Annotated in this window: 11 protein-coding genes; 9 read left to right on the top strand and 2 right to left on the bottom strand. The window is 44.6% G+C overall.

Features of this window, described 5'->3' with window-relative positions; translation table 11 throughout:
- The 7 genes from I8752_RS36420 to I8752_RS36450 form a co-directional block, all read left to right on the top strand.
- Positions 1-724 (top strand): ParA family protein (locus I8752_RS36420; protein WP_318780948.1); only part of this gene is annotated, 724 nt, incomplete at its 5' end.
- Positions 721-1728 carry a ParB/RepB/Spo0J family partition protein gene (locus tag I8752_RS36425; RefSeq protein ID WP_214436999.1) on the top strand — a complete coding sequence of 336 codons (1008 nt, stop codon included), beginning with the start codon at positions 721-723 and terminating at the stop codon, positions 1726-1728. The genes I8752_RS36420 and I8752_RS36425, both read left to right, overlap by 4 nt.
- A gap of 4 nt (positions 1729-1732) precedes the next feature.
- Complete coding sequence (locus I8752_RS36430; protein WP_214437000.1) at positions 1733-5950, top strand: DEAD/DEAH box helicase; 4218 nt, start codon at positions 1733-1735, stop codon at positions 5948-5950.
- 273 nt (positions 5951-6223) lie between these two features.
- Positions 6224-6559, top strand: coding sequence for an RNA recognition motif domain-containing protein (locus tag I8752_RS36435; protein WP_214437001.1), 336 nt, complete (start codon positions 6224-6226; stop codon positions 6557-6559).
- A 70-nt stretch (positions 6560-6629) separates the two neighbouring features.
- Positions 6630-6818: a 30S ribosomal protein S21 gene (gene rpsU, locus I8752_RS36440; RefSeq protein ID WP_193888978.1), complete on the top strand. Its 189-nt coding sequence runs from the start codon at positions 6630-6632 to the stop codon at positions 6816-6818.
- 373 nt (positions 6819-7191) lie between these two features.
- Positions 7192-8040, top strand: a complete 849-nt coding sequence (locus tag I8752_RS36445) for an AraC family transcriptional regulator (RefSeq protein ID WP_225896142.1) — start codon at positions 7192-7194, stop codon at positions 8038-8040.
- Positions 8041-8218: 178 nt separating this feature from the next.
- The gene (locus I8752_RS36450) at positions 8219-8731 is read left to right on the top strand and encodes a quercetin 2,3-dioxygenase (protein WP_214437002.1); all 513 of its coding nucleotides are present in this window, start codon (positions 8219-8221) and stop codon (positions 8729-8731) included.
- Here I8752_RS36450 and I8752_RS37875 read toward each other — a convergent pair.
- Positions 8728-8880: a hypothetical protein gene (locus I8752_RS37875; protein WP_225896143.1), complete on the bottom strand. Its 153-nt coding sequence runs from the start codon at positions 8878-8880 to the stop codon at positions 8728-8730. The genes I8752_RS36450 and I8752_RS37875 overlap by 4 nt on opposite strands.
- Here I8752_RS37875 and I8752_RS36455 point away from each other — a divergent pair.
- A complete protein-coding gene (locus I8752_RS36455; RefSeq protein ID WP_214437003.1) occupies positions 8879-9784 on the top strand; it encodes an aromatic alcohol reductase in 906 nt (301 codons plus the stop codon). The genes I8752_RS37875 and I8752_RS36455 overlap by 2 nt on opposite strands.
- 967 nt (positions 9785-10751) lie before the next feature.
- Positions 10752-11129: a cupin domain-containing protein gene (locus I8752_RS36460; RefSeq protein WP_225896144.1), complete on the top strand. Its 378-nt coding sequence runs from the start codon at positions 10752-10754 to the stop codon at positions 11127-11129.
- Positions 11130-11401: 272 nt separating this feature from the next.
- On the opposite strand, the gene I8752_RS36465 is transcribed toward I8752_RS36460, so the two are convergent.
- Positions 11402-12173 (bottom strand): ISAzo13 family transposase (locus I8752_RS36465; protein WP_214437004.1); only part of this gene is annotated, 772 nt, incomplete at its 5' end.

The following is a 12173-nucleotide window of genomic DNA, read 5'->3' on the forward strand; positions in this document are numbered from 1 at the left end:
GACCACTGTCACACACAATTTGGCATTCCATCTTGCCGACCGTGGGCATAAAGTTCTGGCAGTCGATATGGACCCACAAGGTTCCCTTACCGACTTCTTTGGGCTGGATCTGCCTTCTGATGCACAGACTATATATGATGCCCTTATGTCTGACGCGGAGGAACCTTCTTTACCCATCCACAAAAATTTAGATGGCGTAGACTTACTGCCCTCAGATATCCTCTTAGCTAATGTTGAGCAAGAGTTAGTAGCACAATTGGAAAGGGAACTGCGACTCAAGGAAATACTAACTTCAGCCACCAAAAATTATGCCTTCATTTTAATTGATTGCCCTCCTTCTTTGGGGCTTCTGAGCATAATTAGTTTGATAGCTGCGACTCATGTTCTCGTTCCCATCCATACTCAGCACAAAGCTTTTAAAGGCACAGCTTCACTGCTGAAAACCATAGCCAAAGTACAGAAGCGACTCAATAAATCTCTTAGAATAGCTGGGTTCGTGCCGACAATATATGCGGCGGCTAACATTCACGACCAGAATAAATTACAAGATATCAAGGAGCAATTATCAGCTATTGCGCCCATACTGTCCCCCATTCCTCGTGCTACAGCTATTGCAGAAGCTTCAGGAGAAGGAAAGCCTCTAGCTCTGTGTTCTGTAGGCAGAAATAAACCTATTGTTACTTTATTTGAGCAGTTGGCAGCTTTTGTGGAGGAGTTGCAATGAATTCCCCTAGACAGCGAAGAAAATCCCCGTCTGCTTCTAACAGGAGCAAGATTGAGAAGCCCGTGGGTCTTCTCACTCAACTGGATGAAAATCCTCCCGAACCCACTAATAAAATTACCTTGGAGCAAATATCTTTACCTCACTCCCAGCCTCGACGATACTTTGACCCAGAAAAGCAGCGACAGTTAGTAGAGTCAGTAAAACGCGACGGTATTCTCCAACCCCTTTTGGTGAGACCCCTAGAGAATAAGCGCTACGAACTGGTAGCCGGAGAGCGACGACTCAGAGCAGCCCAAGTGGCGGGGTTAGCTGAAGTACCAGTGATGATAAGGGAAATGACTGATGCTGAGGCTACGCTATATGCCCTGACCGAGAACCTTCAGAGAGAAGATTTAAACCCTGTTGAGGAAACAGAGGGAATTTTACAGATGTTGGCTCTCCAATTAGTCCGGTCTACCGAAGAAGTCAAAGCCCTGTTGTACAGGATGCAAAAAGAATCTCAAGGAAAAAGAACGGCAGATAACGTTATCGGTCAAGCTGAGGGAGAAACTGTTCGGGCAGTATTTGAAGCTCTAGGGCGGATGGGTTGGGATTCTTTTGTAGCGAATCGGCTACCTCTCCTCAACCTCCCAAGAGAAGTTTTAGAGGCGCTGCGCCAGGGGCGGATTGAATACACCAAGGCCAGGGAGATAGCCAAATTGAAGGAATCCTCAGCACGGCAGCAACTCCTTGAAGATGCAATTGCACAGGAATTATCACTCAGCCAAATCCGAGAGCAGGTCAAGGCTCTCAAGCCTAAACCTGCTCCAGAACCACTACCTTCCCCAACACAGCAAGAAATTAAGCACACGAAAACCCGGCTCAAAAAGCTTTACGATTTGACTAGGGAAGCTAATTTAGAAAATCCAGCAATTCATCAAAAAGCGCAAGAGCTGATATCCCAGCTTGAGGCTTTGCTGGTGACAAAATCTACTAAAGTGCCTGACAATGGTGTTGATGATTAGTACCATGACCGATTCTGATGCTGATAGCACGAAACTACAAACGCAACTGGCCCAGGTATATAGTCAGCTATCACACATAGACCAAAAGATTGTGCAATTATTTTCGGTGATTTATGAATCGGTAAACAGAACTTCATTCATGAATTGCCTCAATCAAATCGGCACGTTAGATGAAAACAATAAACCTTTTATTAACAAAAGCTTAAGCCGCCACATTGATGGATTATTGGCAGCAGGTTTGCTAATTCAGTCAAGCGGGCAAGGCCCTCAATGCCATCCGCTCATAACAGAGATTGCTACTCGTGATGCGGTAAAAGCAGGATATTTTGAAATCCTAGCGACCTCTGTCTCCAAAATTTTACCTATATCTAGTGGTTACGCAAGCGGAACCCGGTATTTCCAGAGCGAGCGCCAGTTCATCAGAGAAGTTCGTATTGGTTTTTACCGTCACGACCCCAATTTCATTAATAAACAGATTGAAGACTACCAGAAATACAGTCACAGCAATAAGATATCTGTAAATAAAATCTTCGAACAAATCTGCAATAACCCATTTGATGCTGATTGGTTTCGCACCCTGCCACAAGGATTATTTGAAAACGGCATATCTAGCATCCTCCTGAATGCAGCCCTAAAATGTTCTCCTGCGGAAGAGCCGTTTGCGCTGCTATTAGAAGAATGCTCTACAAAGGGAGAACACTGCTCGGATTATCTGCAACTGATTTTGGCGGAACAACTGCTTCTTAGGGGTTGTATACAAGAAGCACAACAAAGTTTAGAGCGTATATCTGAGAATTATCGAGATAATGCCGCTGTCTTTTGGGGCTGGCTGAGTTTTCTTAAGGGTGAAAATGACCAAGCTATTAAATATTACACAGTTGGTCTCAAAGCCCTCAGAAAAGCCAGGAGCAAGCAAAAGATATACTTTAATACTATGGGCGGCTTGTTTTTTATCTTGGCTCTATTAAAGGAAGGTTCGCGCGAACGCCTCCTTGAAGCCCAAGAGTACGCCAGTCTGATTTCCCGCCAGGGAGATCATTGGCTCAGGACTATTTATGCAAGATTGAAAATCGTGCTGCAAGTCCACCAAGGCGATATTGCCCAAAAAGAATTTATAGTCAGCGTTCAAGTTCCTCCCTTAGAAGAGCATCACAGCTTAGAAACACTCTTATGTGCCCTGTGTCTCTACTGGGTGGATGTTGACAAGGCAAAAAAGCGTTTGCCCAAGTTGTTAGAACCGTTATATCAGCAAGCGTTAGGATCTGGTTATCGCTGGCTAGAAATGGAAACCGCAGAACTTCTGTCCCGGCTAAAACCACGCAGTGCATATAACACACAAGCAGCAGTATTACGTGAAGATAGCGGCATTCACAGTATAGTAGACTTGATTCGACCTCAAGAATCTTGGGAGCTTTGCTTAAAAGCGCTGGCAAATCTAGAGGAAGAACCGCTTGTACCTGTAAAAGCCTCAGCAGAACTGCGCTTGGCATGGTTTATTACTTTCTATCCCAGCAAATGTATCTTGCAACCCCGCGAGCAAAAGATTAACGCCAAAGGGGAGTGGAGCAAAGGTCGTCCCATAGCTATCAAGCGCCTGAGCGCGAACCTAGGTGAGTTTGATTATCTCACGCCCCAGGATATCCGGGTATGTGCCTGCATTGAAACATTTACTGACTATGATTATGGATATCACGGCAAAACCGAGTATACGTTCAACGCCAAGGCAATCTCTGCCTTAATTGGGCACCCCTTGGTTTTTTGGGAAGATTCGCCCACCACCCGCGTGGAAATCGTCAAGGGAGAACCAGAATTAATCGTCAAAAAAGGGAAACGCGATCGCTTAAGTTTGGAATTTTCTCCTAAACTGACAGAATCACAGAATATCCTGGCTGTCAAAGAAACCCCAACCCGAATCAAGGTAATTGAGATTAATGCCAAACACCGACGCATAGCAGAGATTATCGGCAAAGAGAATCGCTTAGACGTGCCTGCCATTGCCGAAAAGCAAGTTTTGGCAGCCATCAATGCTGTCTCTGGAATTGTCACTGTGCATTCTGATATCGGTGGCGGGTTGGCAGGAGCCTCAGAAGTACCAGCCCAGACTATACCCCATATTCACCTGTTGCCTGCTAATACAGGATTGAAAGTATCCCTGCTATCTCGTCCCTTTGCCCAAGGTGGCCCCTATTACCGCCCTGGTACGGGAGGTGAAACTGTAATTGCGGAGATTGACGGTAAGCGATTGCAAACCAGACGCAATCTGCGTGAAGAAAAGCAACTTGCTAATGCCGCTATAGCAGCCTGTCCTACCTTAACTCGTACTGAAGAACAAGATGGTGAATGGTTAATAGAACAGCCAGAGGACTGTTTGGAACTGCTTCTGGAACTGCAAGCACTCTCGAACACTGTGGTGCTGGAATGGCCAGAAGGTGAAAAACTGCGTATTAAGCACCAAGCGGATCTCAAAGATTTCCAGTTGTCAATTCAACGCCAGCAGGACTGGTTTGCAGCCACTGGCGAATTGAAATTGGATAACGACTTAGTGCTGGATATGCAGCAACTACTCGAACTATTGGATAAAACCCCAAGTCGTTTTATCCCGCTTGGTGACGGTCAATTCCTGGCTTTAACCCAAGCTTTTCGCAAACGCCTCGATGAATTACGGGCGTTTTCAGAAAAACATAGTAAAGGTATACGCTTTCACCCCTTAGCAACATTAGGTTTAGAGGATTTCGTAGACGAGGTGGGCAAGGTGAAAGTAGACAAACACTGGAAGGTACACAGAGAGCGTCTGAAGGAGGTGCAAAGCCTCCAGCCGGAACTCCCCTCTACGTTTCAAGCTGACCTGCGCGACTACCAAATGGAGGGGTTCAACTGGCTGGCGCGGCTGGCACATTGGGGTGTAGGAGCCTGCTTGGCAGACCAAATGGGACTGGGCAAGACCGTGCAGGCATTGGCTGTTATCCTCAAGCGTGCCCATGAGGGGGCAACCCTAATTATTGCCCCCACTTCGGTGTGCATGAATTGGGTGAGTGAGGCGCAGCGCTTTGCCCCCACCCTCAATATCGTTCAATTTGGTGGAAGCGATCGCCAAAAATTACTCTCTGGGTTACAACCGTTTGATATGTTGGTATGCAGCTACGGTCTGTTGCAGCAGGAAGAAGTATCCCAAATGCTGTCCCAGGTGCAGTGGCAAACGATTGTGCTGGATGAAGCCCAGGCAATCAAAAATATGACCACCAAACGTTCCCAGGCAGCAATGAACCTCAAAGGTAGTTTCAAGCTGATTACCACCGGGACTCCGATTGAGAACCACCTCGGCGAACTGTGGAATTTGTTCCGCTTTATTAATCCTGGGCTTCTGGGTTCGTTTGAAAGCTTCAATCAACGCTTTGCAATCCCAATTGAGAAATTTCAGGACAAACAAGTACGCAACAAACTTAAAAAACTCATTCAACCATTCCTGCTGCGTCGCACAAAAAATCAGGTGCTAGAAGAGTTGCCTTCTCGTACTGAGATTCTGTTACATGTAGAGTTGAGTCGGGAGGAAATGGCATTCTATGAAGCGTTGCGGCAAGAGGCAATATCCAAACTGACTGAAAGTGAGGCAATTGCTGGTCACAAACACCTGCAAGTGCTAGCAGAAATTATGAAACTGCGCCGGGCTTGCTGTAATCCCAGCCTCGTTATGCCTGATACTGAACTATCCAGCTCGAAACTGCAACTTTTTAGTGAGGTGCTGGGCGATCTACTGGACAATCGCCATAAGGCCCTTGTGTTTAGTCAGTTCGTTGACCATTTGCACATCATCCGAGATTATCTAGATAAGCAAGGTATTAGTTATCAATACTTGGATGGCAGTACCCCCGCTCCAGAGCGCAAAAAACGGGTAGATGCTTTCCAAGCTGGGTCAGGAGATGTATTTTTAATTAGCCTCAAGGCGGGTGGTACTGGTCTCAATCTCACTGCCGCTGATTACGTAATCCACATGGACCCCTGGTGGAACCCAGCGGTAGAAGACCAAGCCTCCGACCGTGCCCATCGCATCGGACAACAACGCCCAGTTACTATCTATCGCTTAGTAGCGAAAGATACTATTGAAGATAAGATTGTGGATTTGCATCACCACAAGCGAGATTTGGCAGACAGCCTGCTCGAAGGTGCCGATCTAAGTGGCAAGATATCAACACAAGAGTTGCTGCGGTTGATAAATGAAAGCTAATATTGCTTCAGCCGTAAGCCTGTGTAGGACAAAAGTGTTAGGCAGCATTAGCTTTAGCTTTATCTCCCCAGTTACAACTGCACCTACGTCATCACTGGTTAACTAATCATCTACTGGATGCTCCCGAATTGGCTTCTATGTCATCATAGAAAACGAGAATTAATTCGGTGAGTATTTTTGTTTTTAGTATTGACAGGCTTTCCCCTTTTGGTATTTACAGACTTTTCTCCGAAATTTAAATCTCTACACGCGCTTTTATTTTGGAGAAAATCGATGTCAATTTATGTAGGCAACCTCTCTTACGAAGTTACACAAGATGCATTAACAGCGGTTTTTGCAGAATATGGTACTGTCAAGCGTGTTCAGCTACCGAATGACCGCGAAACAGGACAACCACGCGGTTTTGGTTTTGTAGAAATGGGAACTGAAGCTGAAGAAGCTGCTGCTATTGAAGCTCTTGATGGTGCTGAATGGATGGGCCGTGACCTGAAAGTTAACAAAGCCAAGCCCAGAGAAGACAGAGGTTCTTCTGGTGGCAACCGGGGCGGATATGGTGGCGGCGGTGGACGGGGTGGATATAGTAGCGGTGGTGGACGCGGACGCTATTAAGATTTGAAACCAGATATTTGAGAGAGCGAATTTTTAGGCCATTGATGAAGTCGATTTAGTAGGAGAAATAATGACCCAGATAGTAGTGGGTGAAAATGAACATCTTGAATCAGCCTTACGCCGATTTAAGCGAGAAGTTTCCAAGGCAGGGATTTTTCAGGATATGAGGAAGCACCGTCACTTTGAAACACCTATTGAAAAGTCCAAGCGCAAAAAACTAGCTTTACAAAAGCAGGGTAAAAGACGTTTCCGCACTTGATCACTGACATAGATAATAATCAATGCCCTCATAGTATTTATGAGGGTTTTTCTTATGGAATTTAGCAGCAGTAAGTAAAAAGTAAGCAATAGTAGTTCTTTCTGACTTCAAAGCTTTATCTATAAAGGATTACAGTCGCCATTATCTCGCACTGTTCTTGCTCGGTCGCGGTTAGTAGACAAGAAAAGCATTATTGGTTTAAATAAGTGTATCTCGGCGGACACTCTATAAGCAAACAAGGCTTGGATGATTTATCAAAAAGGGATACTCAAAAGCTTATACAGCAATACTTTCAGCCTATATTGCCCCAGTGTCAGCAACGCTATATTTACTCTAGTTTGTATCAACACCTAAAATACGCTCAATTTCTTTAATGAAAGCAAATCCGTCACGCCCTAGAATCTGGCGATCTCAGTATCTGCAATCGATTGAGTTGGTACATGGTGTTTCTAAAAGCCATTCATTGCCCCGCCATTTTCACGAAGAACTGGAGCTTGGAATCCGGCAGAGTGACGGCTGGCAGTTTAACTACCGAGGTGCAATACACAGCGTTCCGCCAGATACCTTGGTAGTGACCCAACCGGGGGAAGCACATCAGGCTAATTCTGCGAGCGATCAAGACTGCACTTTTCGAGGGCTACGGGTAGGTATAGATTTACTTCAACAAGTTGCAACAGAAGTGGCAGGACACAAAACAGCGCTGCCATTTTTTCCGATGCCTCTAGTCCATGACCGCGACCTGAATACACAAATTGTTCAAGTTCATCAAGCTCTAGAACAATCCATTTCTGGGCTGGAACAACAAACATTGATCCTGGAATTGTTAGCACAATTAATTTTGCGCTGTGCAGAAAATCCGCCACCCCAAGCAAAGTTAGGGGAAGAACGTCAGCCTGTCGAGCGCATCCGCGCATATTTAGAAGACCATTACAATCAAGAGGTTTCGTTAGAACAATTAGCACAGATTGCGAACTTGAGTTCCTTTCATCTCAATCGCTCTTTTCGCAAAACCTTTGGAATGCCACCCCATGCTTATCAAATTCAAGTGCGAATTTTGCAGGCAAAACGGCTACTAACGAAAGGGTGGTCGATCAATAAAGTAGCCGCTGAAACTGGATTCGCGAGTCAAAGTCACTTTGGCTCACACTTCAAGCGGCTTGTTTGTGTTACTCCGAGGCAATACATTCAAGACAGCAAGAACTTGATAGATTTCGATGCTTAAATTCATTAATCTCTAAACAGATTTTTTGTAAATTCAGGTCGCAAGCTACGGCGACGAAGACTAGAGAAAATTGAAATCTTTAAACAATAGATTAATTCGCACCAAACTCAAGTTAAACCCGATTGAGAGAGCTAGCCAACGATCATTGTCATAACCAATTGAAATAAAGGATTTATACATGAACCCACAAAACAAACCACAAGCTTTTCAAGTCAATAGTGTCGAAGGTCGCGCTTATTGGGGTGTGGGCATTCTCTGGATCATGCTGGCAACTGCCGAAGATACTGATGGACGGTATTCTTGTATAGAACAATTGTTGCCGCACGGCCCAGCAGCAGGGGATCACATCCATGAGGTGGCAGATGAAACCTTCTACATTTTAGAAGGCGAAGCAACCTTTTTTGTAGAAGACCAGCCGATTAAAGCAACTGCCGGATCGTTTGTGTCAATTCCACGTGGCACAAAACACGCTTTTCAAATCGATTCTGAAACGGCACGATTACTCAATACCTATGTACCCGCAGGTTTTGAGTACGCGATCATGGCGACGGCAGTACCTGCCCAATCGCGCACATTGCCTCCTGCTTCGCTGCCTTTTCCCGATCAAGAACAAGCTAATCAAGCGCTTGAGAAAGTCATCCAGCAGTATCCTGCGGCTAAAACCATTTACTTACAAGGTTTCGCAAGCTAAATTACCCGACACCGGACGATCACAAGTTTGGCTTTGGCAAAGCGATCGCTGCCGTGTAATTGCTGTTCGGGTAATGAGTGTGCCTGATTGATCGTTAGCGGCAAAGGATAAATTCTCTGAACTTTAACAAATAAAATAAGGAAAATCATGACTACAGAATTGACAGTTATGGTTGCTGGTGCGACTGGGATGTTGGGTACTAAGATTGTTTCTGCTCTATTGGACAAAGGAAACATTGATGTTCGGGCAATGGTGCGATCGCTTAATGACAGCAATGCAGAAAATCGCCAAAAGATTGAGGCGATGAAAGCCAAGGGTGCAGCGATCGCCCTTGGCGACGTGATGCAGCCTCAAACCTTACTGCCAACATGTGCAGGAGTCGATGTTGTCGTATCGGCGATCGGTAATAGTGAAGTGACTGTACCAGGGCAGAAGAACTTGATTGATGCTGCCAAACAGCAGGGCGTAAAGCGGTTCATTCCCTCCGATTACTCGGTGGACTATCGCAAGCTAGACTACGGCGACAATGACAATTTGGATAAGCGCAAGGACGTATTTGAGTATCTTCAGCTCATGGGTTTGGAGTATACCTTAGTTCTCAACGGGATGTTTATGGACTTCATTGCCTATATGCCGCTGTTTGACCTGGAACATCAGACCTTTCAATACTGGGGCGATGGTGAAATGCCGATGGATTTTACGACCACTGATGATACCGCCAAGTATGTGGCGGAAGCGGTGAGCGACCCAGGTTTGGCAAACACGGCACTGGAAGTCGCAGGTGACACTCTAACCCCGAAGCAGTTTAAAGCCACTTATGAAGCAGCGACAGGCACTAAATTAACCGAAAAACAATTGGGCAGTGTGGCTGACTTTCAAGCCTGGATTACTGCCAAAAAAGCGTCAGCCAGTTCTCTCGAAGAGTATGTTTACCACCAGTATATTTACGCGATGGTGTCGGGCAAGGGCAAACTCGATCGCATTGAAAATGCTCGCTATCCTCACATCAAACCCATGACAGTTAAGCAATTTCTCAGCAAAGGAGATTCGTAAAACGGTGGCTTGAATAGGAAAAGCGATTTCTTAAAATATATACTCAGTCGCGCTACATCTTTGGGCTAATACGTGTAATACAAGCGTCAAAGTCTTCTAGATTCATTCATACAAGAGCGCGAACGCCTGCTTGAAAGAGGAGAAAAAGCCATTGTCGGCTAAGGCATTCAATTACAGCGTATGAAGAAGCACTTGCAAAAGAGGAAAGTGAGGTTAGATGTAGCGAACTGCAAACAGAGAGCGATAAAACTGCAAACAAGGCATTTTTGAAACCACATTCTCTGCAAATAAAGGTGGTCTCAAAACCACATTATTTGCAAATGAAACTGCAAACATAATTTTCAAACTGCAAACAAGGGGTTTCAAACCACATTAGCTGCAAATAAGCCGTAACCCTTACCACGATTGAGTTTAGGGATTTATAGCCTCAAGAATGTCCAGATTAAACGAACCCATTAACCAAACACTTATGCCCGAATGATGTGGTTTAATCTGAACAACATCCGTCTAATTTAATTATGAATTAGGTTTTTAGGAGCAAGTACCACTAACTTATTTCTTTGACTTGGTAAAGACTTTAAGTTTAAGGCTGGAGTGAAAGTAATATTCTTTAATTTGGACAGTTTCATCCCAAAAGTACATATAAAGCTAAAACTCTTACTGACTAATGATTACAGCCTATTTGCAGTTAATGTGGTTTCAAACTCCTTGTTTGCAGTTTGAAATTTATGTTTGCAGTTTCATTTGCAAATAATGTGGTTTTGAGACCCCTCTTATTTGCAAATAATGTGGTTTGAAAATTGCCTTGTTTGCAGTTTGAAGCGTTTATGTTTGCAGTTCGCTATAGTTAGAGTGGTGGGAGTTATCGTCAAGCCTTTTGCTCCTGATGCACCAATAGCACAAGTCCAAGCGGCTTTACAGACCGCGTGCCCATGAGTAACATTGGAGTAAAAATTTCTAGATGGAGATGATGATGACCGATACCTTACCCTCCTACACCCATCGGACATTTGATGTTGAAAAATCGGTTCGCTTTTCGCAAGAAAAAGCAATCGTTACGGAAATAGTCATCACGAAACATTCAAGTATTGCTGTCTGGGGTGTACGTCCCGGACAGCAAGTGCAGGCACACACTCACCCCGACGGACAAGATACCTGGATTGTGATCAGGGGAGAATTGACCTACTATCTTGGCGACGGACACAAGAAAATTATTTCTGCGGGTCAGATCGATGTCGCCGAACCGTTGCAGGTTCACGGAGCCATCAATGAGGGAACGGAAGACGCGGTGTTTATCTCCATTTATTCTGCCCCAAGTCTCAAAGTCGTTACTGCATCCCCCTGATGGATGCTAACGCCGTGTTACGCGTGCGAGTAGCATTGGAACCAAAATGTGCGCGCTCCGACCGATTCCTGTGAACACCGCGATCGCCACAATGGAACGGCAAATGAATGAACAGAACCCACCTAATCCCACATCCTGATTGCAACATTTTGATTTATATCTGGCTGCGACAAATCCAAATTCCACATAATTAGGAATACGTGTAATAGACGATTAAGGCATTAATCAGGCAAATGTGTTTTTTAGGAGTTATGTAAAAATAACTTGAACAATTAAGTGACCAGCTTGGGTTTGATAATATAGTTCCACTCACCATGAAAAGAATTTCGTTCGATTGCGATAGTATCAAGCTCTTGGTCTGTAACCTTGATTCCCGTTTTGTAGAGATTTGGATCTAATCTAGCCTCAACTTCTAATCCTTGTGTGGTGGTAGTATTGCGAATTAGATTAATCACAACTTGCAAGCTGGTTAATGGTCTACCTCTCCAGTTTTGGGTAATGTGACAAAACAAGCGATGCTCAATCTTATTCCATTTACTCGTGCCTGGAGGAAAATGGCACACATGAATATTTTTACCAGTTTCAGTTGCTAATTCTTGTAGCTTCAGTTTCCACAATCGTGAGCGATAACTATTGCTACCACCGCAATCAGCCGTAATCATTAGATGCTCACTGCTGGGATAAACTTGTTTTCCCATTGAGTACCACCAATGACGAATAGACTCGACTGCAAACTCCGCAGTATCGTGGTCAATACCAACATTTACCCATCCTTGATTTGAGGTTAAATCATAAATTCCGTAGGGAATTGCCTTGCCCAATTTGGGGTCAACAAAATCATGCATCTTCACCTCGATAGGCTGTTCTTTTTCACACCACTCGGTTCCAGAATTTTTAAAATCTCCAATTAATTCTTTTTTTTTGGTATCAACTGAAATTACGGGTTCGTTCTGGGATTGAAAGTGCTTGACTTGGTTGGAAATATGTAAAAACTGGTCGTCTCTATCTGGATGAGATAAGCCATCACGGGTTTTACGATTTGAT

Source organism: Dendronalium phyllosphericum CENA369, assembly GCF_016056275.1.
Taxonomy (GTDB): Bacteria; Cyanobacteriota; Cyanobacteriia; order Cyanobacteriales; family Nostocaceae; genus Dendronalium; species Dendronalium phyllosphericum.

Coding starts and splice junctions, on each gene's coding strand:
- I8752_RS36425 (WP_214436999.1), top strand. CDS start 721: ATGAATTCCCCTAGACAGCGAAGAAAATCCCCGTCTGCTTCTAACAGG.
- I8752_RS36430 (WP_214437000.1), top strand. CDS start 1,733: ATGACCGATTCTGATGCTGATAGCACGAAACTACAAACGCAACTGGCC.
- I8752_RS36435 (WP_214437001.1), top strand. CDS start 6,224: ATGTCAATTTATGTAGGCAACCTCTCTTACGAAGTTACACAAGATGCA.
- rpsU (WP_193888978.1), top strand. CDS start 6,630: ATGACCCAGATAGTAGTGGGTGAAAATGAACATCTTGAATCAGCCTTA.
- I8752_RS36445 (WP_225896142.1), top strand. CDS start 7,192: ATGAAAGCAAATCCGTCACGCCCTAGAATCTGGCGATCTCAGTATCTG.
- I8752_RS36450 (WP_214437002.1), top strand. CDS start 8,219: ATGAACCCACAAAACAAACCACAAGCTTTTCAAGTCAATAGTGTCGAA.
- I8752_RS36455 (WP_214437003.1), top strand. CDS start 8,879: ATGACTACAGAATTGACAGTTATGGTTGCTGGTGCGACTGGGATGTTG.
- I8752_RS37875 (WP_225896143.1), bottom strand. CDS start 8,880: ATGATTTTCCTTATTTTATTTGTTAAAGTTCAGAGAATTTATCCTTTG.
- I8752_RS36460 (WP_225896144.1), top strand. CDS start 10,752: ATGATGATGACCGATACCTTACCCTCCTACACCCATCGGACATTTGAT.